The organism is Streptomyces sp. NPDC001502 (assembly GCF_042894785.1).
Taxonomy (GTDB): Bacteria; Actinomycetota; Actinomycetes; order Streptomycetales; family Streptomycetaceae; genus Streptomyces; species Streptomyces kutzneri.
Map to the genome: position 1 here is coordinate 1 of NZ_JBIAVW010000001.1, position 23,808 is coordinate 23,808.

A 23,808-nucleotide genomic window follows, 5' to 3' on the forward strand; every position below is an offset into this window, starting at 1 on the left:
TGGGTGAGGACGTCGAAGCCCGGCGCTCCTTCATCCAGCGCAACGCCAAGGACGTCCGCTTCCTCGACATCTGAGTCGGCTCCGCTGACCGCCGCCTGAAAGGACTTCTGACCAGCAATGGCCGACGAAACCACCCCTACCGCAGAGAACTCCGCGGAGGAGCAGCCCGTGATGCGCATCGAGCCCGTCGGGCTCGAGACGGAGATGCAGCGCTCCTACCTCGACTACGCGATGTCCGTCATCGTCTCGCGCGCCCTGCCGGACGTGCGCGACGGCCTCAAGCCGGTGCACCGCCGCGTGCTGTACGCGATGTACGACGGCGGCTACCGGCCCGAGAAGGGCTTCTACAAGTGCGCCCGTGTCGTCGGCGACGTCATGGGTACCTACCACCCGCACGGTGACAGCTCGATCTACGACGCCCTGGTCCGCCTGGCCCAGCCGTGGTCGATGCGCATGCCGCTGGTGGACAGCAACGGCAACTTCGGCTCCCCGGGCAACGACCCGGCGGCCGCGATGCGCTACACCGAGTGCAAGCTGATGCCGCAGGCCATGGAGATGCTCCGGGACATCGACGAGGAGACCGTCGACTTCCAGGACAACTACGACGGCCGCAACCAGGAGCCGACGGTCCTGCCGGCGCGCTTCCCGAACCTGCTGGTCAACGGCAGCGCCGGCATCGCGGTCGGTATGGCGACCAACATCCCGCCGCACAACCTCCGCGAGGTCGCGGCCGGCGCCCAGTGGGCGCTGGAGCACCCGGAGGCCACGCACGAGGAGCTCCAGGACGCGCTCATCGAGCGGATCAAGGGCCCCGACTTCCCGTCGGGCGCCCTGGTCGTGGGCCGCAAGGGCATCGAGGAGGCGTACCGGACCGGTCGCGGCTCCATCACGATGCGCGCGGTGGTGGAGGTCGAGGAGATCCAGAACCGCCAGTGCCTGGTGGTCACGGAGCTCCCGTACCAGACCAACCCCGACAACCTCGCGCAGAAGATCGCGGACCTGGTGAAGGACGGCAAGGTCGGCGGCATCGCCGACGTCCGTGACGAGACCTCGTCGCGGACCGGCCAGCGCCTGGTGATCGTCCTGAAGCGCGACGCCGTCGCCAAGGTCGTGCTGAACAACCTCTACAAGCACACGGAGCTGCAGACCAACTTCGGTGCGAACATGCTGGCGCTGGTGGACGGCGTGCCGCGCACGCTGTCGATCGACGCGTTCATCCGCCACTGGGTGACGCACCAGATCGAGGTCATCGTCCGGCGCACGAAGTTCCGCCTGCGCAAGGCGGAGGAGCGCGCCCACATCCTGCGCGGTCTGCTCAAGGCGCTGGACGCGATCGACGAGGTCATCGCGCTGATCCGGCGCAGCAACACGGTCGAGATCGCGCGCGAGGGCCTGATGGGCCTCCTGGAGATCGACGAGATCCAGGCGAACGCGATCCTGGAGATGCAGCTCCGCCGCCTCGCGGCCCTGGAGCGGCAGAAGATCGTCGCCGAGCACGACGAGCTCCAGGCCAAGATCAACGAGTACAACGCGATCCTGGCCTCGGAGGAGCGTCAGCGCTCCATCGTCAGCGAGGAACTGGCGGCCATCGTCGAGAAGTTCGGCGACGACCGGCGTTCCAAGCTGGTGCCCTTCGACGGTGACATGTCCATCGAGGATCTGATCGCCGAAGAGGACATCGTCGTCACGATCACGCACGGCGGTTACGTCAAGCGCACCAAGACCGAGGACTACCGCTCGCAGAAGCGCGGCGGCAAGGGCGTGCGCGGGACCAAGCTGAAGCAGGACGACCTGGTCGACCACTTCTTCGTCTCCACCACGCACCACTGGCTGCTGTTCTTCACGAACAAGGGCCGGGTCTACCGGTCCAAGGCGTACGAGCTCCCGGACGCCGGCCGCGACGCCCGCGGGCAGCACGTGGCGAACCTGCTGGCCTTCCAGCCGGACGAGAAGATCGCCCAGATCCTCGCGATCCGCGACTACGAGGCGGCGCCGTACCTGATCCTGGCCACCAAGGGCGGCCTGGTGAAGAAGACGGCGCTCAAGGACTACGACTCGCCGCGTTCGGGCGGCGTCATCGCCATCAACCTCCGGGAGACCGAGGACGGCGGCGACGACGAGCTGATCGGTGCGGAGCTGGTGTCCGCCGAGGACGACCTGCTGCTGATCAGCAAGAAGGCGCAGTCGATCCGTTTCACGGCCACCGACGACGCGCTGCGTCCGATGGGCCGCGCCACCTCGGGCGTGAAGGGCATGAGTTTCCGAGAAGGTGACGAACTGCTCTCGATGAACGTTGTCAGGCCGGGTACGTTCGTCTTCACCGCGACCGACGGCGGCTACGCCAAGCGGACGCCGGTCGACGAGTACCGCGTCCAGGGCCGTGGCGGTCTGGGTATCAAGGCCGCCAAGATCGTGGAGGACCGCGGATCGCTCGTCGGGGCGCTCGTGGTCGACGAGAGCGACGAGATTCTCGCCATCACGCTCGGCGGTGGTGTGATTCGTACGCGCGTCAACGAAGTCAGGGAGACCGGCCGTGACACCATGGGCGTCCAGCTGATCAACCTGGGCAAGCGCGATGCCGTGGTCGGCATCGCCCGGAACGCCGAGGCCGGTCAGGAAGCTGACGAGGTCGAGGCCGACGAGAACGACACCGAGGTGGCCGACGGACAGGCCGCCGAGGCCGCCGAGGGCACGCAGCCCTCGGCCGGGGAGCACGAGGAGTAAGTCGTGAGTGGAGCCACGGGCGCCGGACCGGCCAAGACTGGAGCGAACGGTGCCCGTGGCCCTGCCGCGGACTCCCAGGGGGGAACCGTGACGGACACCCGAGGTCCGAAGCCGTCGGTCGACGCGGACGCCGGCCAGGACAAGCCCGCACAGCCGTACCACCCGCCGCAGGCCTACCCGGCGCCCCCGGGCCCCGCGACGGCGCAGGGCGGCACGGGAGCGGGCGCGCAGCGCAAGCCGCGCACGGGGGTCCGTACGGCCCCCCGCACGCGCAAGGCGCGGCTGCGGGTGGCCAAGGCCGACCCGTGGTCGGTCATGAAGGTCAGCTTCCTGCTCTCGATCGCGCTGGGCATCTGCACGATCGTGGCGGCGGCCGTGCTGTGGATGGTCATGGACGCGATGGGCGTCTTCTCGACCGTCGGCGGCACGATCAGCGAGGCGACCGGTTCGAACGAGGGCAACGGTTTCGACCTCCAGTCGTTCCTGTCGCTGCCGCGCGTTCTGATCTTCACATCGGTCATCGCGGTGATCGACGTGGTGCTGGCGACGGCACTGGCGACGCTGGGCGCGTTCATCTACAACCTGTCGGCGGGCTTCGTCGGTGGTGTGGAGCTCACCCTCGCCGAGGACGAGTAGGCCCTCCGCCCGGGCGCCCGCGACGGGTCGGATGACCTGCGCAGACGCCCCCGGACAACGGATTTTGGCCTGACCGGGTCTGTGCGCTAATCTTCAGGAGTCAGCGCGCAGCGCGGATGGGGCTATAGCTCAGTTGGTTAGAGCGCATCCCTGATAAGGATGAGGCCACAGGTTCAAATCCTGTTAGCCCCACAGTGTCGAAGACCCCCAGGCCAAGGCCTGGGGGTCTTCGTCGTTGGGCCAGTTGGTGGACCGCCAGGTCACCGATCGGTATCGGTCGGTGTGTATTGTTGGGCGCCAGAAGTCCCCTACGTCAACGAAAGACGAGGTCGCGCGGTGAAGAAGCTGCTCCTGGTCGCACTGGCCGCCATCGGCGGGCTCCTCGTGTACCGCCAGATCCAGGCGGACCGCGCCGAGCAGGACCTGTGGACGGAGGCAACTGACTCCGTGCCCTCTGGTTCCGGTGTGTGAGACCCAAGGCTGATTCATGAAGCCCCGGCTGCCGCTGCGGCCGGGGCTTTGTGCTGCTCTGTGACGAAAAATTCCGTTATGTAAAGATTTGGCTTGCGCGAGCAAACTCGGGGTGGGCGTGATGGTTCGGGGACGGACGACAGCGTGGGCGGCGGCCCTGGGCCTGGTGGCGGGAGCGCCGGGGCTCGCGTACGCCGACGGGGCCGCGCCCGGCCCCCTGCCGGCCTACCGGGCCGCGGACGGCGCCAAGGCGATCGAGGGCAGGCCCTCCACGGCCGACGCCCCGCAGATCGAGGCCGGGAACGTCTACCAGGACAGGCTCGGGCCGGGGGAACGCGTGTACCGGCTCGTCCTGGACCAGGACGGGTCCGACGTCTACGTCTCCGCCGTGGTCCGCCCCGCGGCGGGCGCGAAGGTCTCCGGCGGCGACGGCATCGCCGTGGAGGTCATGACCACCGCCGGGCGCTCCTGCCCGCGCAGCGGCGGCCGGGCGAACTTCGGCTACGACCCCTACCCGATCGCCGCCGCGGGCGTCCGCCGGGGCGCCGAGGACGAGGACTGCGCGCCCGCGGGCGTCTACTACGCCAAGGTCACGCGGACCTCGGCCAAGGGCTACGACCAGAGCCCCTGGCCGCTGGAGATCAAGGTCCAGCGGGAGCCCGGCCCCGGCGCCGGCGTCCCCACCACCGCGCCCGGCACCTGGCCTTCGGGCGCCCCCGTGCTGCCCGGCACCGAGGCGGTGCCCCGCAGCGGCGGCACCGGCTTCAACGACGCCCGCGCCCTGGGCTCCGGCGTGTGGCGTGACGAGATGAGGCCCGGGCAGACCCGCTTCTACCGGGTCCCGCTGGACTGGGGGCAGCAGCTGGGCCTCGGCGCCGAACTGGCCGCCGCGAAGATGACCAAGACCTACGGCTCGGCCTCGGGCGGGCTCACCGTGTCCCTGTACAGCCCGTACCGGAGCCTGATCTCCGACAAGGACACCTCGTACGACGGCAAGCAGGCCGGGATCACCCTGGAGAAGACCCCGCCCGTCGCGTACGAGAACCGCTTCGCAGGTGACCCGGGCGTGAAGCCCGTCTCCCTCGCGGGCTGGTACTACGTCGCGGTGACGATGGGCGCGAAGGTCGCCGAGTTCACCGAGGACGCGGCGCCCGTGCCGCTGACCCTGCGCCTGGACGTCACCGGTACGCCGGCCAAGGCGCCCGCGTACCAGGGGAGTTTGGCCGCGGGAGGCTTCGGCGTGGGCGACGAGGACCGGGCCGCGGCCAAGGAGGGGCTCACCGCTCCGGAGGCCGCCGAGGCCGCCGAGGCCGCCGAGCGGCACTCCACGATGCGGATCGTGGCGGGCGCCGGATTCGGCGCCGGGACCGTCCTGCTGCTGGTGCTGGGCGGCTGGACGCTGCTCGGGCGGCGGGGGCGCGGTCCTACAGCCGGGTGAGGGCCCAGACGCCCACCGCGAAGCAGAGCAGCGCCGCGGCGAGCAGGGAGGCCACCGCCTTCGCCGGGGGCGGGGCGATGCCGCCGCCCGCCCGGACCGGCGCCCCGGCGGGGGCCGAGGGGACCGGCGCGGCCGGCGCGCTCGGCGGCGGCAGGTGGAAACTGCCCGTCTCCGAGGGCCCGTACGCGGGCACCTGGGCCGGGACGGCGGCGACGGGGACGGCAGGAGAGGCGGGAGCGGCCGGGTAGGGGGACGTCGGCGTGGTGCGGGCCACCGGGGCCGTCCCCGCCGTACCGCGCGGGTCGGGCCGGACCGGCTCCGCGGGCACCGTCACGGAGGCGGAAGCCCCCGGCGCCACGGCCTCGGCGGCGGGCGCCTGCGGGGTCGCGGCCGCCGTGCTCAGCGGGCCCTGCGGTCCGAATCCGGGCGGCAGCGGGCCGAGTTGGTCGAACACCTCCACCGGATCCTCGTCCGGGGCGGGCGGCGGCAGCAGCTCCACGGCCTCGGCAAGGGCCTTGCGCGCCCCTGTGGCCGTCCGGAAGCGGCTCTGGGGGTCCGGCTGCAGGAGACCGGCGATGACGTCCCAGAGGGGTGCGGGAACGCCTTCGGGGGCGCCCGGGGTGCCCTGCGCGAAGAAGTGCTCCACCAGGGCCCGGGAATCGGGCTTGCGGCCCTGGAGGAGGTACAGGGCGACCAGCCCCACGGCGAAGAGGTCGGCGGGGAAGTCCGGCTCGGCGCCCAGGAGTTGCTCGGGGGCGAAATAGCCCGGCGTGCCGACCACGAGGTCGGTCTCGGTCAGCCGGGGCTCGCCCTTGCGCATGGAGATGCCGAAGTCGGACAGCCGCAGGTGCGGCCGCCCGGTTCCGGTGGCCTCCATCAGGATGTTGGCCGGTTTGATGTCGCGGTGCACCACGCCCTCCGCGTGCACTGCCGCGAGCCCCGACAGGAGCTGGTCGAGCAGGGCGCACACGAAACGGGGCGGCAGGGGCCCGTAGTCCCCGATGACATGGCCGAGCGAGCCGCCGCCGACCAGGTCCATGGTGAAGAGGACCTTGTCGTCGTCGGCCGCCCAGCTGGCCGGAGCCAGTACGTGCGGATGGTCGATCCGCAGCGCCTGCTCCCGTACGAACCGTAGGAGCGTGTGGGCGTCGCTCTGCAGGAGGACCTTCGCGGCCACGTAGCGACGACGGCGGTGGTCCCAGGCCCGCCATACGGCACCCGCGCCACCGCGTCCGATCGGATCGATCAGCTCGTACCGACCGGCGAAGACCTCACCCATCGCTGCGCCCGTCCCCCGTCACCCGTCGTCCGCCCCCGTGTGTGCGTGTCAGTTCTGGTGGGCCTCGTAGTGGGCGACCGCGTCGGCGGTGCGGCCCGCGCCGTACACCCGGAGGAACTCTGCCAGTTCCGGGTGGCTGGGGGCGAGGGTGTTCGCCGCGTCGATGATGTCGCCGGCCGCGGAGACCGAGCGCAGCAGCGACTGGATCTCGCGGACGACCCGCTTGACCGTGGGTGCGCCGGAGCTGGTGGTGGTCTGGCCGCTGTTGCTGAGGACGGAGCCTCCCTGGGTCTTCTTGATCTCGTCCATCCGGTCGGTGGCCTCCCCCGCGCTGACGCTTCCGTCGGCCACCTGGCCTGCGAGATCCTGGAGGGCCTGGACGCGCTGGACCACGGCCGGGTTCCCGATCTTGGCTCGCTGGCCGCTCATCAGCTGGGACAGCATGGGCGCCGACAGTCCGAGGACGGCAGCGAGGCGGGCCTGGTTCAAGCCGAGGTCATCTATGAGCCGGCGGAAGAGCGCTCCCAGCGGCTCCCCGTACCAACTGCGCTGAAGCTCTCTGGCTCTGGCCGTGGCCTCTTGTTGTACTGCGTCCACTCTTACTACTCCCCTTCGCTGGTGCGAACCTCGCGAGCATCTTACGGAGAGTGGTCGCACGGCGGGAGTCCCTATCATTTTGCGAGATGAGGGGGTACACCCGGTACTCTGTTCTGCGGAACGACCACACCTCCCGCAGGGGACCGGTGCGTCCACTTCCATGGGGCCTTAGCTCAGTTGGTAGAGCGCTGCCTTTGCAAGGCAGATGTCAGGAGTTCGAATCTCCTAGGCTCCACACTTCAAATGCCCTCCGACCTGCGTAAACGCAGTGTCGGAGGGCATTTTTCATGCCTGCCGGCGGGGTTCGCCGAACCAGTGGTCCAGGGCGCCGGCCAGGGAGCCGCCGTCCGGGGCCCAGGCGATGTACCCGTCGGGCCGGACGAGGACGGCGTCCCAGGGCAGCGGCCGGGCGGTCGTGGCGGACACCGTGCGCACCGCGTGGGTCCAGCCCGCGCCCTGCTCGCCGTGGGCCAGGCCGGCGTCCCCGAGCAGGAGCAGGAGGGGACGGCCGGGCAGCAGCAGCCGGGTCAGGTCGGTCGGGCCGTCGGCGGTGGTGAGCGGCAGGTTCGGCAGGAACCGGCCCTCCCAGCGGGAGCCGCGCCCGGTGCGCGCCGGGTACACCGTCTCCTGGGCGCTGATCATGTGGCCTACGTGGGTGCTGACCGCGTCGATCGCGAGGAGTTCGGAGACGAGGTCGCGCAGGGGGTCGAGCCCGGGGTCCGGCCGCATCAGGGCGAGCTGGGCCCGGGTGTTGCCGATGACGCGCTGCGCGGCGGGCCGGCGTTCGGCGTCGTAGGTGTCGAGCAGGTCCTTGCCCGCGGTGCCCGCGAGGGTGTGGGCGAGCTTCCAGGACAGGTTGAGTGCGTCCTGCAGACCCAGGTTGAGGCCCTGCCCGCCCACGGGGAAGTGGATGTGGGCGGCGTCGCCGGCGAGGAACACCCGGTCCTGGCGGTAATGGCGCACCAGCCGGGCGAAGTCGCTGAAACGGGAGAGGAATCGCGGGTCGGCCATCGGCACGCGGTGGCCGAGGATGCGCTCGGCCTCCCGGCGCAGCTCGTCGAGGGTGAGCGGGGAGCGCCGGTCGGGGTGCGGCCCGCGGAAGTCCATCGTGATGAACCTGCTGTGCCCGTACGGGGAGACGCCCGCGACCGTCCAGCCGTGCGGGGTGCGGTGCCAGCCGTACGGCACGCTGTCCGGGTCGGTCAGCCGTACGAGGCCGAGGAGGGCGGACACGGTGGCCGGGTGGGTGTCCGCGGCGAAGCCGAGCCGCTCGCGCACCGTGCTGCGTGCGCCGTCCGCGCCGACGGCGTACTCGGCGGTGAACTGCCGTAAGCCGTCCGGACCCTGGGCGGTGACCTGGACGCCGTCGGGTCCCGGGACGATGTCGGTCACGCGGTGTCCGCGCAGTACGGTGACGCCCCGTTCGCGGGCCCGGTGCTCGAAGTCCCGCTCCAGGTCGGCCTGGGAGCGGCCGAGCACGGGTCCGGGCTCGGTCGCGGGGGCGGTGATGGCGAGTCCCGGCATGCCCGCGAAGTGGAACGCGTCGGCGCGGCCGCGCCCCAGCAGTTCCTCGGTCGCGACGGGCGCGGGGAGATGGCCGCGGCGGGCCAGGCCCTGCGCGGTGCGGGCGTGCAGGGTGCCGGCCTTGGGCCGGTCGACGGTCCGCGGTTCGGCTTCGAGCAGGACGGTGGCGACGCCGTGGTGCCCGAGCTCGGCGGCGACGAGCATCCCGACGGGCCCGCCCCCGACGACCAGGACCTGGGTGTGGGTCATGCGGTCCTCCTGGGGGAGCTGCCGCGCAGCAGGGTGGCGATCGCGGCGCACAGGACGGCGCAGACCGCCGCGAGTGCCCACAGGACGGTGTGGAAGGCGGAGTCGTAGGACCGGGCGAGGAAGTCGGCGAAGCCCTCGGAGTCCAGCGCACCGGACAGTTCGGTGGCCCGGGCGAGGTCACCGCCGGCCGCCCGGTCGGCGACCTGGTCCGCCTGCGCGGCGCCGGCGTATCCGCCGATGCCGTCCTCGACGCGGGAGCGGAGCACGGTCGCGAGGACCGATCCGTACACGGCCACGGCGATGGCCTCGCTGCCGAGGCGCAGGGTGTTGAGGAAGCCCGCCGCCATGCCCGCCTTGGCGGGGTCGACCAGTGCCAGCGCCTGGCCGTCCACGAGCCCCGCCGACAGGCCCATGCCGGCGCCGGTGACGAGCATCGGCAGGGCGACGACGAGGATCGTCACGTCGGGCGAGAACAGCGTGAGCGCCAGGTCGCCGACGACCAGGCAGGCGAGGCTGACGTGGACGAGGGTGAGCGCGGGGACCCCGCGGGTGACCAGCTGCGCGGCGAGTATCGGGCAGACCAGCACGGGCGCGGTGAGCAGCAGCATGATCAGGCCGGCCGCGCCGCTGTCGCGGCCGGTGGCCGCGGTCAGGTAGCTCGGCAGGTACGTGAGCATCGTGACGAACCCGAAGGACGCGGCGACCGGTACCAGGCACAGGCCGACGAAGCGCCGGTCGCGCAGCAGGCCCAGGTCCAGCATGGGGTGCTTCCGGCGGTTCTCCACGGCGGCGAAGACCGCGAGGACCACGACGGCGCCCGCGAACAGCCCGAGGACGCCCGGGCTGCCCCAGCCCCACTGCGAGCCCTGCACGATGGCGGTGGTCAGCAGCACCATGGCGACGACGAACAGCGCGCTGCCCGGCACGTCGACGGGGGCCCCGCTGCCGCCGCCGGCCGGCACGGCCCTGGCGATGGCGGGCACCGCGAGCAGGACGAGGAGCAGGGCGGCGGCGTGCACCGCGAACACCCAGCGCCAGCCGAGGCCCTGGACGAGCGCGCCGGCCAGCGAGGGGCCGACCGCCACCCCGACGCCCGCGACGGTGCCGAACAGGGCGAAGGCCCTGGCGCGTGCCGGGCCGTCGAACACGGTCGCGATGATCGCCGCGCCGCAGGAGAAGATCGCGGCGCCGCCTGTCCCGGCGAGCGCGCGGGTGGCGTCCAGCCACAGCACGTCGGTGGCGAGCGCGCCGCCCAGCGAGGCCACGGCGTAGACGGCGGCGCCGGCGGCGAAGGCCCTGACCCGGCCGACGATGTCGGCGACGGAGCCCCAGACGAGGGTGAAGCAGGCGAAGGCGACGTTGAAGGCGTTCACCACCCACTGCAGGGGCGCGAGGCCGGCGTGGGTGTCGGCGCCGATCCCGGGCAGTGCCACGGCCGTGCCGGAGATCGACATCGGGACGACGAACACCGCGAGGAGCACGGCGGCCAGGGTCGCCGTGCGACCCGGCTGCCCTTGCGCCCGCACCGGTGGCGCGGCCGACGACATGGTCTGCGTACTCATGGGCACAACTCCAGGCTCGGCCCGGCCGGCTGACGGCTAGGTTCGGTTTTGATCGAACCTTAAGCTGGCACAGGAGGGAGGTATGATGCAAGCCGTACCTAAGGGAGGAGGGCGCGATGCCCGACGAGGACGGCCACCCCTCGCTGGAGGAGATGAGCCTGCTTGCCGTGCTGAACGCGCTCTCCGACCCCCTGCGCTACGCCGTCGTCAGCGAGCTGCTGGGGGAACCGGCGGGCACGGCGCGCACCTGCGCCTCCTTCAACCTCCCGGTCTCGAAGTCGACCACCACCCACCACTTCCGGATCCTGCGCGAGGCGGGCCTGGTGCGGCAGGTGGACCGGGGCAACAGCCGGGCGGCCACGCTGCGCCGCGCGGACCTGGACCTGCGCTTCCCCGGCCTGCTCGACCTGATCGACGCCGACCGCTGAGGACGCGTCGGCCGGAGGCCGGACGTCGGCCGGAGGCCGGACGTCGGCCGGAGGCCGGACGACAGCCGGAGGTCAGACGACGGCCGGGCGGCAGCTGAGACAGCCCCGGAACCCGGCGGCGGAGGCCTCGTCGGCCGAGGTGAAGGGCACCTCGTGGCGGGCGGTGATGCGGCGCGCGTGTGCGCACGTCGGGTAGCAGAAGATCCGCGTGGTGCCGCTGCCCAGGAACCGTGCGCCCGCCCGCACGAACCGCTCCACCCGCTCGGCGTCCACGCCCTCCCACTCCCGCAGCCGCCGTTCGAACCCGGCCGGCAGCCCGCAGTCCGCCGGGAGCCCGTCGTCCGTGCACAGCCGGTGCGCCGGCACGAGCACCGGGACGGGATTGATCCGGACCGCCGCCAGAACCGTCTCGGGTGCGAGACCCGGCATGCCGGCCTCGCGGGCCAGCCAGGCCGCCGGACGGAGCTGCCCGAACGGGATGGCCCGGGTCGCCTGCAGGACGGCGCGCTGTTCGTCGGCGAGCGGCCCGAATTCGTAGCGCAGGGTCCGGTCCCGGCCACGCAGGGCCCGCGCCAGACCCGGCGGGGGCTTGACACCGGAGAGCGCCGACCGCCGGGTCCGGGCCCGGTAGGCGTCCTCGAAGGCCCCGTCGTCGGCGTACCAGTCCGTGGCGGCGGCGCCCGTCACCGCGCCCCGCCCGTGGGCCACGTAGAGGGGGCCGACCGGGGAATCGGCCCGCACGTAGCAGTCGTAGCGATGGGCCGGAACGCCGACGCGGTCCAGCACGCGTGCCGCGAACCCCGCGGGTGCCGCCTCGCGCAACGTGTCCAACTCGTCCGGCAGTCTCATCCCGTCGCCTCCTTCCTTTCCGTCCGGGCCGGTTCGTGTGCCGTCTTCGCCGTCGTTCCCCCAGCCGCTCCGGCCGCTCCGGCCGCTCCGTACGTCCTGCGGTCGGCGGCCAGGCCGGGCTCCGCGCGCAGGGTGGCGAGCCCCCGCGACACCTGGGCCTTCACCGTGCCGACGGGACACTCCAGGATCGCGGCCACCTCCTGGTAGCTCAGCTCTCCGATGTGCCGCAGGACCACGGGCAGCCGGTGGTGGTCCGGCAGCCCGGACAGCGCGGCCACCAGCCGGGCCCGGCGCGCCCCGTCGAGCGCGCGCTGCTCCGGCCCCGGGGAGCCGTCCGGGATCTCGATGGCGGTCACCTCGATGCCGTCGGCGACGCCGGGCCGCCGGCTCAGGGTGCGGACGTGGTTGCGCCACACGTTCGCGGCGATGGTCAGCAGCCAGGCGCGCGGCTGGAGCTGCCCGCGGCGCTCGGGCGGGTACTCGCGCAGCGCGGAGTAGGCGCGCAGGAACGTTTCCTGACCCAGGTCGTCGGCGTCCCGCGCGGATCCGGAGAGACGCAGCAGGACGGAGCGCACGGTGCCGGCCTGGGTGCGTACGAGTTCGGTGAACCCGTCGTCCAGGTCGGTCGCGAGCAGTTCCGTCAGTGGGAGAGTCGTCTCGTCCATCCTCCTTGTGAACACCGGGCCGCGTGAGAACGTTGCACCTCACGGAAAAGTTCTTCTACTTTGCCTGCCATTCGCATTCGGTGCGATATCCGGTTCCCTTTACGTCATCCGAATATCGGGCGCGCCGGTGCGATCTTTCCCGGGCGTGACGGAGATCGTGTTCGGGCGAGATCGTGAGCAACTGGCCATTTCTCGCCACCTGGCCGGTATTCGAGGGATTCCGAAAACCGGAGGTACAAGGGGTGCGATGCGACCGGTTCGGAACAAAGGGGGCGAGCCCCTTGACCAGTGGTCGCACCGCGAAGCTAGAGTTGCGAACGAGTTGTGGGCGCTCAGCCGGGTCGCTCACGGTTCGGGTGGGTCAAGATCCGGCGAGGTCTCGGGGGAGGCGTGGTGGCGACCGTTCTGCACACAGCAATGGAAAAACGATTCACAAGACGTTTCCTTCCTCCCTTCCTTTCGGCCGTTCCCGCATTCCGGGCATGATGGGGAACCGTGTCCGCGGCACGGCGCCCGCGGACGAGGACTTAAGCAGCGGCAGTTGGTCGTTCGGCGAACGGCTTCTCTCCTTCCGGGGGCGGGAGGGACTGACCCAGCGCGAGCTGGCGGAACGCGCCGGGGTGAGCGTGCGGGTCCTGCGCGACATCGAGCACGGCCGGGTGCACCGGCCCCAGACGCGGACCGTGCGGCTCCTGGCCCGTGTGCTGGGCCTCGACGCGGACACCGCACGGCGGTTGGCGCCGCCCGCGCGTGAGCCCGTACACCCGGGGAGCGAGCGGCTCCACATCGGCATCCTCGGTCCGCTGTCCGTCCGGTACCGAGGCGTCGAGACCCACGTCCACGCGGCCAAGGTGCGGCGCCTGCTGGCCCTGCTCGCCCTGCGGTATCCCGAGGCGGCCGGCCTGGGGGAGATCACCCACGCGCTGTGGCCGAAGGACCCGCCGCGTTCGTACCAGAACCTGGTGCACACCTACGTCAGCCAGGCGCGCCGGGTGCTGCTGCTCCCCGGCGGCCAGGCGGGGGCGCCGGCCCCCTCGTTCCTGGCGCGCACGCACACCGGCTACGTGCTGGAACTGGAGCGCGACCAGGTCGACCTCACCCAGTTCCAGGACCTGTGGGCACGGGCGCGCCAGGCGCACGGGGCCGGGGACGCGGAGGCCGCCCACGAGCTGGCCGAACGCGCCTACGGCTGCTGGCGCGGCCCGCTGCTGGCCGGCGAACCGCTGCTGCCGCACCACCCCGCCGCCATGGCGGCCGCCCGGCAGCGGGTGGAGAGCCTGCTGCTCTACACGGACCTCTCCCTGCAGGTGCGGCGGCCCGAGCGGGTGCTGGGGGCCCTGCGCGGTGCCACGGAGGAGGAACCGCTGCACGAGGGACTCCAGGCGCGGCTGATGCTGGTGCTGGCGAGCTGCGGGGAGCAGCGGGAGGCCTTGAAGATCTACTCCGAGGTGGCCCGCGGACTCGACCGGGAGCTGGGCGTCCAGCCGGGTGACGAACTGCGCCGCGCCCACCTGCGGATCCTGCACCAGGAGCTGCCGTGGCCGCGGACGGGACCGGCGGCCGCGTGGGCCGCGTTCGACGTGCCGGCCGTGCCCGCGTCCCGGCCGGCCGCGCCCCCGCCGAGGCCCCGGCCGTCCCAGACACCGGCCGTGAGCCCGGGGTTCGTCGGCCGCGCCGCCGAGCTGAAACGGCTGGACCGGCTGCTCCTGCCCACCGGCGAGCGGGTCGGGCAGGTCCCGGCCGTGCTGGTCACGGGCTTTCCCGGGGTGGGCAAGACGGCGCTGGCCGTGCGCTGGGCGCACCGGGTGCGCGAACGGTTCCCGGACGGGCAGTTGTACGTCGACCTGCACGGGTACGCCGACCGGCGGGCGCTGCACCCGCAGGAGGTCCTCGCCTCGTTCCTGCGCGCCCTGGGCGTCCCCGACGGGGAGCTTCCCCGGTCCCTCGACGAGGCCGCGAACCTGTACCGCACCCTGCTGTCGGACCGGCGGATGCTGATCGTGCTGGACAACGCGCGCGAGGAGAGCCAGATCCGTCCGCTCGTTCCGGGAGCGGCCGGCTGCGCGGTCCTCGTCACCAGCCGCGACACCCTGCCGGGACTGGTGGCCCGGGACGGTGTGCCGCGCCTCGACCTCTACGTGCTCGGTGAGGACGAGGCGCTCACCCTGCTGTCCCGGCTGCTGCGCAGCGGGCGGGTGGATGCCGAACCGCTGGCCGCGCGGGCGCTGAACCGGCAGTGCGGAGGTCTGCCCCTGGCGATCCGGCTGCTCGCGGCCCGTCTGGAGGAGCATCCCCGGGTCGGGATCGCCCAGCTCTGCGTGGAACTGCAGGAGTCCGGGGCGTTCCGGGAACTGCCGGTCGAGACCGACGACCTGTTCACCGCGGTCCACGCGGCGATCGAACTCTCCTACGTGTCCCTGCCGGAGCCCCTGCGCCGCTGGTTCCGGCTGTTCGCGCGGACCGAGGGCCGGCTCGTCAGCGGCTACGCCATGGCGGACCTGGCGGGGACGACTCCGCTGGAGGCGACGCGCGCACTGCGCCGTCTGGTCGGGGTGAGCCTGCTCCGGGAGTGTGCGCCCAACCGGTTCTCGCTCCCCGCTCCGCTGCTGCGCTATGCGCGCAGACTGGCGCTGCGGGAGGACGCGCAGTGCCCGCTGCGGTCGGTGTGACCGCAGCGGGGCGCAGGCAGGCGGCCGGGTCACCCGCCGAGCGCCAGCCGGACCGCGAAGAGCCCGAACACGGCGGCGGTGAGGCTGTCGGCGATCCGCAGCACCCGCGGTGAGCGCAGGTGCGGTGCGAGCCGGTGGACCAGCCTCATCCAGGTGAGGAGCCAGAGCAGGCCCAGGGCCAGGTAGCAGGCGGCCAGCAGCGGGACGCCGGCCTCGGGGGCCATGCCCGCGGGCACGAACTGGGGCAGGAAGGCCATCAGGAAGATGCCCACCTTGGGATTGGACCCGGTGCACAGCAGGCCCTGTCCGAAGGCCTGGCGCACCGAGGGGCCGGCGTGGCCGGCCGCTCGCCCGGACGGCGGGGGGCCGGCGGGCGGCTCGCCCGTCGCGTGCGCGGGGACCGAGACCGTGGCCTGGGGTGACGGCGCCGGGGCCTGGCGTGACGGCGCCGGGGCCTCGGTGCCGGCCCGGCCGGTGGCCCGCCGCACGGCGAGCACGGCCCAGCCGAGCAGCACCACGGCGCCGGCCCAGCGGAAGGCCGCGAAGAGTCCGGGGCTCGCCGCGAGGAGCGCGGCCAGCCCGGCCGCGCCGAGCCCGGCCTGGACGGCCCCCGCGGTGATCATGCCGAGTGCGGCGGCGGTGGCCACCCGCAGGGAGCCGTTCAGCACCAGGTTGGTGATCATGACGAGATCGGGCCCGGGCGTCATGATCACCACCAGGGAACTGATCAGGAAAGCGGCGGTGTTGATCGCTGCTCCTCGATGGAAAGCAGGCGTTCCGCGGCCCGGACGGCCTCGTAGTCCCGCTGGATCTGCCCGGCGTCGGGGTGGGCGAGGATCACGAATCCGAAGTTGAGACTGTCGACCAGGTCCCGGGTGGCGGGGACGTGGTCGCCGTCGGACAGGTTCTGGATCGAGAAGTGGTGGCTGGGGAGGTCGCGGACGCCGTCCAGGGCGGCCGTGCCGCGGACCGTTCCGGAGCGGGGCGCGATGTGGAAGACGCACATCTGGTGCACGAGCAGCTCGTAGCTCTGCGGGAGTTCACCCCCGGTCAGCCAGCGCACGGTCCGGTCGATCTGGCTGTCGCCGGTGGCGTTGCGGTTGAACCGCGGCTGGCCGCCGCCGTGCGGCCGGGCCCCGAGCTCGATGAGCAGCGGTCCCTCCGCCGTGCCCATCACCTCGACGTGGGCCGAGCCGAAGCGCAGGCCCACCGCGTCCAGGACGCCGAAGACGTACTCCGTGAGGCCGGGCAGGGCCGGATCGTCCGGCGGGAGCCATCGCATGGTGTCGTAGACGGCCATGTGCGGACCGTTGTCGACCTTGCGGTAGGCGCACACGTCGACCACGGCGTGCTTGCCGTCGTGGCTGAAGGTGTCGATCACGTACTCGGTGCCGGTGACGAACTTCTGGACCAGGAGCCGGTCGTCGACCTCGCCGAACTGGTTGACCCGGCCGAGCTGGCGCGCGAACACCGTCCGCCAGTCCTCGCCGCCGGCCAGCTTGATCACACCGTCCGTGCTGGCGCTCTTGGGCGGCTTGACGACCAGGTCCGCCCCGGCCAGGCCCTCGCGCTCCAGCCAGGCCGCCACCTCGTCGGCGTCGGCGGTGCAGATCTGCGGGATGACCGGCAGGCCGGCCGCCGCGACGGCATCCGCCATGCTGCCCTTGTCCCTGCGCGCCGCCGCGAGTCCGGGGACGTTGCACCGCTCGGGCGTCACGAGCGGTGCGAGCCGTTCGGCCAGTTCCACCCCGGACTCGCAGCCCGCCACGACGCAGCGCGGGTCCAGCGCCCGCAGCCGCTCCGCGACGGCCTCCAGGTCGCCCTCGTAGACGATGATCTCGGGGAAGTCCTGCGGCTGGTAGGAGGAGGCGTAGGCCTCCGGCGGCCGGGGGCCGGTGACCACCGCCACGACCGGGACGCCGTGATCGGCCAGCGTCTGTGCGAACAGGGCCCCCGAGGAGTACGGGTCCACGATCACGCAGGGGCCCTGCGGTGCGTCCGGGGTCCGCTCAGCGCTCGTCACGGCCGGCCGCCTCTCCGGCCGCCAGGGTGGCCACGGCGTCGCAGTAGCGCGCGAAGAACGCCCCGGCCGGCTCGCTGATCCGGCGGGCGCGCACCGGGGCGTGCACCATCCCCTCCTCCATCACGTACGTCACCGGCGTGCCGTTCTGCCGCAGCCGGGCGGTGTACTTCTCGGCGTCCACGCGCAGCGAGTCCATCTCGCAGCCCACGACGTAGGCGGGCGGCAGGTCGTGGAAGGTGCCGGTGAGCAGCGGCGAGACGTACGGGAGTTCCGCCTGTCCGGGCTCCGGGCAGTAGCACGCGGTGTAGAACTCCATCTCCCCGCCGGAGAGCAGGGGCGCGTCCTCGCCGCCGTGCCGCCACCGGGTGAAGTCGAGCACCGGACTGATCACCGCCTGGCCGCGCAGCCGGGGGCCGCCCCGGTCGCGGGCGATCATCGAGAGGACGACGGCCATGTTGGCTCCGGAGCTCTCTCCGCAGAGCACCGCGCCCTCGGGGTCGATGCCGTCGAGCCCGAGCCCGGGCAGGTCGGCCAGCGTGCCGCACAGTCCGGCGTAACAGTCCTCCAGCGGGCCGGGGTGCGGGTTCTCCGGGGCCATGCCGAAGTCGAGGGCGATCGCCACCAGGCCGGTGCGGTCGGCGAGTTCGGCGACCAGGCTGTGGTGGCTGTGGAGGGAGCCGATGACGAAGCCGCCGCCGCGTATGTAGAACAGCACGGCGTCGCCGGTGCGCCGGGCCGGCTCGTAGATGCGGATCCGGGCGGTCCGGCCGCCGTGGGTGACGCTCGCGTCCCGGTGGCTGACGCCCTCGGGCACGGGGATCGGGAGGACCTCGGTCAGCCCGTCGTACAGGGCGCGCTGTCGTTCGACGGGGTAGGTGTAGAAGTCCGGCGGCAGGGCGCCGTCGACCGTCTTCACGAAATTCTCGATGCCGTCTGCGTAGGCCATGGGCAGCTTCGCTCACTTCCGGATCACGGTGTGCCGGCGAACCGCGGCACGGGGGAGAGGGCTCAGGGGGTTTCGGCGGGCGCCGGCGCGGCGGCCGGCTCGGCGTCCGCGGTCCGCTGCCGCCGGTCGGCGGGGGGTTCGGCCATGCCGATCAGGGTGACGACGACGGCGACGGCGGTCAGTGCTCCGCACAGCCACCACACGGAGGCGGCCGAGGCCTGCCAGGCGGCGATGCCGATCACCGGGCCCACCGCGTAGCCGATCTGCATCGGGAAGGCGGAGGCCGCGATGTAGCGGCCCCGCAGGTGCGCGGGGGCGACCTTGCCCGGCCAGGCGGAGGCGGTCGGGGTGCCGATCATCTCGCCGACCGTCCACACCACCGTCGCGATCACGAACGTGGCCATGCCGGGACCGGCCACGTACAGGTTCATGCCGACGCCGACCAGGCCGACGCCCAGCGCGACGGCGAACCGGCCCGGGAGGTGCTGCACGTACTTGGTGAACAGCAGTTCCAGGCAGATGACCATGGCCGCGTTCAGCGAGAGCAGGGTGGAGTAGAAGGTCGGTCCGTGGCCGTCGGCCTTGAGCTGGAGCGGCAGCGCGGAGGTGTGCTGGATGTAGACGACGGCGTTGAGGAACAGCGCCAGCAGGAACAGCAGGTAACGCCGGTCGCGGAGTACGGCCAGGTACGACGCGCCGTCGGCCTGCGGATCCCGGGCGCCGGGACCGGGGGTCGTGCCCGTGCGGACCAGGACCAGGGCGAAGAGGGCGAAGCCGACCGAGGTCACCGCATCGATATAGAACATCAGGTCGTACGAGTAGCTGATGAGCAGGGCGCCGAGCAGCGGGCCCGCGGTGGTGCCGAGGTTGAACGCCATGCGGTAGACCGCGAACACCATCACGTGGTGTTCCTCGGGGGTGGCCTCCACCAGCAGCGCCGAGGAGGCGGGCCGGTAGGCCTGGGCCGCGATGCCGATCACGGCGGCCACCGTGATCACCACGGGCAGGCTGTCGAGGAAGACCAGGCTGAGGGTGAGCAGGCCGGCGAGGGCCATCGATCCGACGATGGTCCACGCGTAGCCGACCCGGTCCGAGATCGAGCCGCCCGCCAGGACGCCGACGACCGAGCCCACCCCGTACGCACCGAGGGCGAAGGCGGCCGCGGACGTGCTGAAGCCCTTGTCGGTGAGGTAGAGCACCAGGTAGATCTGGAGGAAATTGCCCAGCCGGTTGATCAGCATGCCGACCAGGACCAGCCAGATCGGTCCCGGGATCCCGCGCAGGGTCTGTACGACGGACGGCCGGGCGGCCTTGCGGCCCTCCGGAGAGTCGTGTCCGGTGTTCGTCACGGAGCGGGTACCTCCGCCGGGCGGGAGTCGAGCTCCACGATCTCGGGGGCGCTCAGCAGGGCGGCGCGGGCCTGCTCGACCGAGTCGGCGAGGGCGATCACGCGGGCGTAGCGGGAGATGTAGCCGCGCGGCGGCAGACGCAGCACCGCGCCGGGGCCCGCCATCGCGTCGGCGCTGTGGACACCGGCCGGGAAGCGGTCCTCGTGGACGGTCACCGCATCGATCTCGATGTCCTCCTCCGGGTACAGGAAGGCGATGGCCGCGGCCTTGCGGTGGCGCGCCTCGGTGTCCGGGCGGACCCCCGCGGCGGTGTCCGCCGCCGCCATCGCGACGTCGACACCGGTGGCCAGTTCCCCGAGGTAGGGGATCATGTCCCCGCCGAGGCGGGCGTTGACCTCCATCAGGCGCAGTCCGCCGGCGGTGATCCGGAACTCCGTGTGGCTGACGCCGGTGTGGAAGTCCAGCGCGGCGTGCGCGGACCGCAGCGCCTCCAGCAGCCCGGGATCGGTCAGCAGCGGGTCGGCCCCGTCGACCTCGTGACCCGTCTCCTCGAAGAAGGGCGCCAGGCCGACCTGCTTGCGGGCGACGACGAGCGGAACGCACTCCCCGTCGAAGAAGACCGCGTCGACGCTGATCTCGGGGCCGTCGGCGAACTCCTCGACGAGCACCGACACGTCGAAGACGGGAACACCGGGGTAGGAGGCACCGGAGGCCGCCCGGTAGGCGTTCTCCACGTCATCGGGGCCGTCGGCCTTGCGCACGCCCATCCCGCCGGCCAGCCCGCGCGGCTTCAGCACGACCGGGAAGCCGATCTTCTCCGCCGCCGCCCGGGCCTCGGCCAGGGACCGGACGCCGATCGAGGCCGGCTGCGGCACCCGGGCCGTCTCCAGCGCGGAGCGCGTCGCGGCCTTGTCCCGGCAGGCGATGACGGACTCGGGGGAGTTGCCCGGCAGCCCGAGCGCCTGTGCCGCATGCGCGGCGGGGGTCACGAGCCCCTCGTCGTAGCAGAACACGCCGGCCACGTCGTGCTCGGCGGCCACCTGCCGGGCGGCCGCCGTCAGCGCCTCCGGGTCGGTGTTGTCCACGGTCGTGGAGCCCACGACGTACGGCTCTTCCCAGCTCAGCGGAGCGGGCTGGAGGAGCCATAACGCGTAACGCGTGCTCACCGTCCGCAGAATGAACTCCCTGCTGCGCTGACCGCTGCTTCCGATCAGCAGCAGAAGCGGCTTCTCGCCGTCCCACGCCATGGTCCACACTCCTCGTTCGTCGTGATGCCTTCGGCCGGTGCGCCGCCACCTGTAGAACACCGGGTCGGTGCAGGCCGTTGCACCCGGCGCCGGATGTCCGGCGCCGGGTGCAACGGGATGGGATCAGAGAGCCGCAGCCGGGCGGGCGAGTTCGGCCGACAATGGCCGGTACTCACGGCTGGTGCGGCCGCATACGTCGGCCGGGGCCGCCGCGGCGCGGGCGGGCCGGTCGGGGAAGACCGCCGTGACCCGGTTCCCGGTCCGCACCGCCGGCACCTCGGCCCGCAGCCGCGCCGCGGACGTCTTGCGGTCGTGCCAGGGGCAGACGAGCCGGCCGGCGTCCGGCGTCACACCGGCCAGGTGGAGCGGGCCGCCGCGGTGGGGGCACTGGGCGTTCATCACGAAGCCGCGTCCGCCGACCGTGGCGTACACGTACGCCGTCCCGGAGACGACCACGCAGTTCTCCCGCCCCGCGACGGGGAAGCTCACTACAGGCATTTGCGGTAATCCCCCACCGAGTGGATCTCGTAGACACACTCCTCGGACAGAATGTCGGCGCCGTGCAGCCGGTTGCGCCGGATGACGACTCCCTCTCCGGCCTCCAGCGTCAGCGACGAGCCGAGCCCGCTCTCGAAGCGCATGGTGCCGGAGACGATGTGGCAGAGCTCGTCGCCCTCGTGGCAGTGCGTGTTCGACAGCTCGTTGAACGGCTCGACCAGGTGCGCCACCGGCGCCTGGACCCGGCCTTCCTTGATGGCCTCGTAGACGGGACCGTGCAGCTTCTTGAGCTCCGGCTGGTCGTCCATCCAGGAGATCTGCGCGACGAAGTCCTTGTCGGCGACCTCCAGGAGCACCCGGTACTCCTCGATGCCCCGGACGATCTCGGGGATGATCCCCTCGCCGTGCGCCTCGATGAGCGGCGCGATGATCTTCTCGCGCGCCATGCGGCCGTGGTGCTGGTCGATGTGGACGTGCTCGGTGAAGTACGTGGTGTCGACGGAGTCGCCGAAGACGCCGTGCAGCAGGCGGTCGGCCCGCCGGCAGAAGTCCACCAGCGAGCTCTCGGTGTAGAACAGGGCGCCGACGTAGCGGAAGAACAGCTCGTGGTTCTTGCCCAGGTAGTGAAAGTAGTTGTTCAGCAGCAGGCTGCTGTTGAGGTAGTACTGCCAGTACCGGTGCAGGTCGGACTGCAGGCCGACGGATTCCAGCGTCCGCTCGAACAGGGTGCTGTGCTTGGTGTCGTGCACGCCGTAGCCGTACTCGTCGATGACGACCTTGAACCACTCGGACTGGACCGGTCCGTAGTAGCCGAGGACGTTGCGCATCATCGGCGACGCCTCGGACAGGAAGTCGGGGGCGAACTGCACCAGCCACATGCGGGCGGCGCGCTCGGGGTCGGTGGAGCCGGTGACGGCCGCCTCGATCGGTGACAGCTCCTCGCCGCCGCCCATGTCGAGCGAGTCGAGGTAGCTGTCCAGGCTCGCCCTGGTCCACTTCCCGGACGTCTCGACCTCGTCGTCGAGGAAACCGAAGGCGTAGCGCTCCAGAGCGGGGCGTATTCGCTCCCCGAGCGCCCGGTTGGCCGGACTGTAGAACGCGCGGAAGTCCTCCTCCTTGCCCTCCAGGCCGGACTTGGGGAAGAACACCAGGTCCGCCTCGTAGACCGAGGTGAGCAGGCGCTGCACGGCCAGGCTCGTGTAGTCGAGGATGTTCTCCCGGCCCGGCACCTTGTCGAAGTCGAGGTGCGGCAGGATCTGCGGGCGCAGCTGGCGACGGTAGGGATTGTCGTCGTTCTGCCAGTCCAGGTTGTCGAGGAAGATCGGGTTCGTGGCGTACTGCACGATCGCGTCGCGCAGTTCGGTGCCGCTGAGTTCGAACGGGACGTGCTGCGGTGCGTGACTCATTGCGTTCTCCTTGGTCCGGATGCGCAGGAGGTACGGCCGGCGGCGCGGGGTGGGTCCGCCGGCGGTGTCGGTCGGACGTCAGACGTGCACGCTGAGCGAGAAGTCGCTCCACCGGAGCCGGAGCGGGACGCTCTCGCCCGCCTTCACCTGGACGGACTTCTCCAGCGGGACCCAGCCCTGCATCCAGTGCGACCGGGTGTTCTCCGGGGAGTTGGTCAGCGTGGTGCCGGCCGCCATGTCCAGCTCGAACCAGACGACGAGGGCGTGCGCCTCCCCGTCGGTGCTCGCGGTCAGGTCGACCTGGCGTTCGCCCGGCTCCAGGGGGTCCTCGGCCAGGTCGAACTCCACGACCGTGGCGGTCTCGGACAGGAACCGGTGGGGCCAGGTGCTCAGGCGCACCGGGAGGTGGCCCCGGGTGGAGAGCGTGTTCATCAGCGAGACGTCGAAGCCGCCGGCCGTCGTGACCTGGTTGAGCCGCAGGATGTCCTCGCTGCTGACCAGCCGGCCGAGGATCCGGGCCGCGGAGGGGAACATGATCCCGCCGGGCTTCAGCAGATGCCGGCGCGCGTGCCGGATCGACGGCAGCAGGCCCTCGCCGATCAGCCCGCAGTCGACGATCTCCGAGACCAGTACGTCCACCGGGCCGTCGAGGTCACGGCCGGTCTCCAGCGAGGTCGACGGCTTTCCGATCACCGTGATGACGTCGCTGAAGCCGTGGGCGTCGATGACCTGCCGGGCCACCTCCGCGAGCAGCGGATTCATCTCGCAGGTGATGACGCGTGCCGCGCCCGCCCGGGCCGCCGCCATGGCGAGCAGCCCGCTCCCCGAGCCGATGTCCAGCACGGTCGCTCCGGCCGGGATGCCACGAGCCAGGGCGCCGGCCAGGGCGTCATTGCGCTCGGTGTCGTTCAGCATCGCGAAGTGCCAGCGGGGAACGGTTCTGCGGGCGATCCGGGTGAAGACCTCGGAGTCGGTCGACGGACGGCCCGCCGGGGTGGTGAGCAGTGCGGACGCCTGCTCGGCGATGTCGTTCATCTCCTGCGCCAGCGATTGCAGGGACGCGGTGATGAGCCGGTGTTGAGAGCTGTTGACCGACAGGCTCGGACCGTCGGGTCCGGGATCGTGCCCTGATGTCGCGACCTGTGCGCCCTGGACGTGCTGCATGTTCGCCACCGCTCCTCACGTTGGACCGCCCGATCAGCCGTGGTGCACGACGGCTCGTCAAGATCGGCGCTCCGTCGCAAGGCG

The 23,808-nt window shown here is 72.0% G+C and carries 20 protein-coding genes and 2 tRNA genes; 8 read left to right on the forward strand and 14 right to left on the reverse strand.

All coding sequences use genetic code 11. From position 1 onward, the window contains the following. The first annotated feature begins 117 nt into the window (after positions 1 to 117). The 5 genes from gyrA (at position 118) to ACFY0D_RS00025 (ending at position 5,269) form a co-directional block, all read left to right on the forward strand. Positions 118 to 2,724, forward strand: coding sequence for a DNA gyrase subunit A (gyrA, locus tag ACFY0D_RS00005; protein WP_390796183.1), 2,607 nt, complete (start codon positions 118 to 120; stop codon positions 2,722 to 2,724). A gap of 87 nt (positions 2,725 to 2,811) precedes the next feature. Then, positions 2,812 to 3,360: a DUF3566 domain-containing protein gene (locus ACFY0D_RS00010; protein ID WP_390796184.1), complete on the forward strand. Its 549-nt coding sequence runs from the start codon at positions 2,812 to 2,814 to the stop codon at positions 3,358 to 3,360. Positions 3,361 to 3,478: 118 nt separating this feature from the next. Continuing rightward, positions 3,479 to 3,552, forward strand: a tRNA-Ile gene (locus ACFY0D_RS00015). A 144-nt stretch (positions 3,553 to 3,696) separates the two neighbouring features. Beyond that, a complete protein-coding gene (locus ACFY0D_RS00020; RefSeq protein ID WP_208809277.1) occupies positions 3,697 to 3,831 on the forward strand; it encodes a DLW-39 family protein in 135 nt (44 codons plus the stop codon). A 121-nt stretch (positions 3,832 to 3,952) separates the two neighbouring features. Continuing rightward, positions 3,953 to 5,269, forward strand: coding sequence for a hypothetical protein (locus tag ACFY0D_RS00025; RefSeq protein ID WP_390796185.1), 1,317 nt, complete (start codon positions 3,953 to 3,955; stop codon positions 5,267 to 5,269). Here the strand turns inward: ACFY0D_RS00025 and ACFY0D_RS00030 are convergent. Next, a complete protein-coding gene (locus tag ACFY0D_RS00030; protein ID WP_390796186.1) occupies positions 5,256 to 6,548 on the reverse strand; it encodes a serine/threonine-protein kinase in 1,293 nt (430 codons plus the stop codon). The two genes, ACFY0D_RS00025 and ACFY0D_RS00030, sit on opposite strands and share 14 nt — an antisense overlap. Positions 6,549 to 6,596: 48 nt before the next feature. After that, a complete protein-coding gene (locus tag ACFY0D_RS00035) occupies positions 6,597 to 7,145 on the reverse strand; it encodes a transcriptional regulator (RefSeq protein WP_030012999.1) in 549 nt (182 codons plus the stop codon). A gap of 162 nt (positions 7,146 to 7,307) precedes the next feature. Between ACFY0D_RS00035 and ACFY0D_RS00040 the strand changes: the two genes are divergently transcribed. After that, a tRNA-Ala gene (locus tag ACFY0D_RS00040) sits at positions 7,308 to 7,380 on the forward strand. Between the two features lie 50 nt (positions 7,381 to 7,430). Here ACFY0D_RS00040 and ACFY0D_RS00045 read toward each other — a convergent pair. Together ACFY0D_RS00045 and ACFY0D_RS00050 are read right to left on the reverse strand one after the other, a co-directional pair. Then, positions 7,431 to 8,918 (reverse strand): FAD-dependent monooxygenase, encoded by a 1,488-nt coding sequence (locus ACFY0D_RS00045; protein WP_390796187.1) that lies wholly within the window; start codon positions 8,916 to 8,918, stop codon positions 7,431 to 7,433. Next, positions 8,915 to 10,480, reverse strand: a complete 1,566-nt coding sequence (locus ACFY0D_RS00050) for an MFS transporter (protein WP_390796188.1) — start codon at positions 10,478 to 10,480, stop codon at positions 8,915 to 8,917. Before ACFY0D_RS00050 ends, ACFY0D_RS00045 begins: the two co-directional genes overlap by 4 nt. A 116-nt stretch (positions 10,481 to 10,596) precedes the next feature. On the opposite strand from ACFY0D_RS00050, the gene ACFY0D_RS00055 reads away from it, so the two are divergent. Next, the gene (locus tag ACFY0D_RS00055; RefSeq protein ID WP_390796189.1) at positions 10,597 to 10,908 is read left to right on the forward strand and encodes an ArsR/SmtB family transcription factor; all 312 of its coding nucleotides are present in this window, start codon (positions 10,597 to 10,599) and stop codon (positions 10,906 to 10,908) included. A 72-nt stretch (positions 10,909 to 10,980) separates the two neighbouring features. Here ACFY0D_RS00055 and ACFY0D_RS00060 read toward each other — a convergent pair whose 3' ends face one another. Beyond that, positions 10,981 to 11,757, reverse strand: a complete 777-nt coding sequence (locus ACFY0D_RS00060) for an MGMT family protein (protein WP_390796190.1) — start codon at positions 11,755 to 11,757, stop codon at positions 10,981 to 10,983. Continuing rightward, a complete protein-coding gene (locus ACFY0D_RS00065; protein ID WP_390796191.1) occupies positions 11,754 to 12,422 on the reverse strand; it encodes an RNA polymerase sigma factor in 669 nt (222 codons plus the stop codon). Before ACFY0D_RS00065 ends, ACFY0D_RS00060 begins: the two co-directional genes overlap by 4 nt. Before the next feature lie 482 nt (positions 12,423 to 12,904). Here ACFY0D_RS00065 and ACFY0D_RS00070 point away from each other — a divergent pair, with 482 nt between their 5' ends. Further along, a complete protein-coding gene (locus ACFY0D_RS00070) occupies positions 12,905 to 15,091 on the forward strand; it encodes a BTAD domain-containing putative transcriptional regulator (RefSeq protein WP_390796192.1) in 2,187 nt (728 codons plus the stop codon). A gap of 29 nt (positions 15,092 to 15,120) precedes the next feature. On the opposite strand, the gene ACFY0D_RS00075 is transcribed toward ACFY0D_RS00070, so the two are convergent. The 8 genes from ACFY0D_RS00075 to ACFY0D_RS00110 form a co-directional block, all read right to left on the reverse strand. Continuing rightward, positions 15,121 to 15,798 carry a LysE family transporter gene (locus ACFY0D_RS00075; RefSeq protein ID WP_390796193.1) on the reverse strand — a complete coding sequence of 226 codons (678 nt, stop codon included), beginning with the start codon at positions 15,796 to 15,798 and terminating at the stop codon, positions 15,121 to 15,123. A 20-nt stretch (positions 15,799 to 15,818) separates the two neighbouring features. Continuing rightward, entirely contained in the window at positions 15,819 to 17,114 is a 1,296-nt protein-coding gene (locus ACFY0D_RS00080; RefSeq protein WP_390796194.1) for an ATP-grasp domain-containing protein, read from the reverse strand. Further along, positions 17,101 to 18,060 carry an alpha/beta hydrolase gene (locus ACFY0D_RS00085; RefSeq protein WP_390796195.1) on the reverse strand — a complete coding sequence of 320 codons (960 nt, stop codon included), beginning with the start codon at positions 18,058 to 18,060 and terminating at the stop codon, positions 17,101 to 17,103. Before ACFY0D_RS00085 ends, ACFY0D_RS00080 begins: the two co-directional genes overlap by 14 nt. Positions 18,061 to 18,122: 62 nt before the next feature. After that, positions 18,123 to 19,409, reverse strand: a complete 1,287-nt coding sequence (locus ACFY0D_RS00090; RefSeq protein ID WP_390796196.1) for an MDR family MFS transporter — start codon at positions 19,407 to 19,409, stop codon at positions 18,123 to 18,125. Next, the gene (locus tag ACFY0D_RS00095) at positions 19,406 to 20,656 is read right to left on the reverse strand and encodes an acetyl-CoA carboxylase biotin carboxylase subunit family protein (RefSeq protein ID WP_390796197.1); all 1,251 of its coding nucleotides are present in this window, start codon (positions 20,654 to 20,656) and stop codon (positions 19,406 to 19,408) included. Before ACFY0D_RS00095 ends, ACFY0D_RS00090 begins: the two co-directional genes overlap by 4 nt. Positions 20,657 to 20,779: 123 nt before the next feature. Beyond that, a complete protein-coding gene (locus ACFY0D_RS00100; RefSeq protein WP_390796198.1) occupies positions 20,780 to 21,154 on the reverse strand; it encodes a Rieske 2Fe-2S domain-containing protein in 375 nt (124 codons plus the stop codon). Next, positions 21,145 to 22,560, reverse strand: a complete 1,416-nt coding sequence (locus ACFY0D_RS00105; protein ID WP_390796199.1) for an iron-containing redox enzyme family protein — start codon at positions 22,558 to 22,560, stop codon at positions 21,145 to 21,147. The genes ACFY0D_RS00100 and ACFY0D_RS00105 overlap by 10 nt, the downstream gene beginning before the upstream one ends. 78 nt (positions 22,561 to 22,638) lie before the next feature. Beyond that, positions 22,639 to 23,724 carry a 50S ribosomal protein L11 methyltransferase gene (locus ACFY0D_RS00110; RefSeq protein ID WP_390796200.1) on the reverse strand — a complete coding sequence of 362 codons (1,086 nt, stop codon included), beginning with the start codon at positions 23,722 to 23,724 and terminating at the stop codon, positions 22,639 to 22,641. Positions 23,725 to 23,808 lie beyond the last annotated feature (84 nt).

What these genes read in the sequence shown, in the direction of transcription:
- gyrA (WP_390796183.1), top strand. Translation starts at nt 118, where the DNA reads ATGGCCGACGAAACCACCCCTACCGCAGAGAACTCCGCGGAGGAGCAG.
- ACFY0D_RS00025 (WP_390796185.1), top strand. Translation starts at nt 3,953, where the DNA reads ATGGTTCGGGGACGGACGACAGCGTGGGCGGCGGCCCTGGGCCTGGTG.
- ACFY0D_RS00030 (WP_390796186.1), bottom strand. Translation starts at nt 6,548, where the DNA reads ATGGGTGAGGTCTTCGCCGGTCGGTACGAGCTGATCGATCCGATCGGA.
- ACFY0D_RS00045 (WP_390796187.1), bottom strand. Translation starts at nt 8,918, where the DNA reads ATGACCCACACCCAGGTCCTGGTCGTCGGGGGCGGGCCCGTCGGGATG.
- ACFY0D_RS00050 (WP_390796188.1), bottom strand. Translation starts at nt 10,480, where the DNA reads ATGAGTACGCAGACCATGTCGTCGGCCGCGCCACCGGTGCGGGCGCAA.
- ACFY0D_RS00055 (WP_390796189.1), top strand. Translation starts at nt 10,597, where the DNA reads ATGCCCGACGAGGACGGCCACCCCTCGCTGGAGGAGATGAGCCTGCTT.
- ACFY0D_RS00060 (WP_390796190.1), bottom strand. Translation starts at nt 11,757, where the DNA reads ATGAGACTGCCGGACGAGTTGGACACGTTGCGCGAGGCGGCACCCGCG.
- ACFY0D_RS00065 (WP_390796191.1), bottom strand. Translation starts at nt 12,422, where the DNA reads ATGGACGAGACGACTCTCCCACTGACGGAACTGCTCGCGACCGACCTG.
- ACFY0D_RS00070 (WP_390796192.1), top strand. Translation starts at nt 12,905, where the DNA reads ATGATGGGGAACCGTGTCCGCGGCACGGCGCCCGCGGACGAGGACTTA.
- ACFY0D_RS00075 (WP_390796193.1), bottom strand. Translation starts at nt 15,798, where the DNA reads ATGACGCCCGGGCCCGATCTCGTCATGATCACCAACCTGGTGCTGAAC.
- ACFY0D_RS00085 (WP_390796195.1), bottom strand. Translation starts at nt 18,060, where the DNA reads ATGGCCTACGCAGACGGCATCGAGAATTTCGTGAAGACGGTCGACGGC.
- ACFY0D_RS00095 (WP_390796197.1), bottom strand. Translation starts at nt 20,656, where the DNA reads ATGGCGTGGGACGGCGAGAAGCCGCTTCTGCTGCTGATCGGAAGCAGC.
- ACFY0D_RS00100 (WP_390796198.1), bottom strand. Translation starts at nt 21,154, where the DNA reads ATGCCTGTAGTGAGCTTCCCCGTCGCGGGGCGGGAGAACTGCGTGGTC.
- ACFY0D_RS00105 (WP_390796199.1), bottom strand. Translation starts at nt 22,560, where the DNA reads ATGAGTCACGCACCGCAGCACGTCCCGTTCGAACTCAGCGGCACCGAA.
- ACFY0D_RS00110 (WP_390796200.1), bottom strand. Translation starts at nt 23,724, where the DNA reads ATGCAGCACGTCCAGGGCGCACAGGTCGCGACATCAGGGCACGATCCC.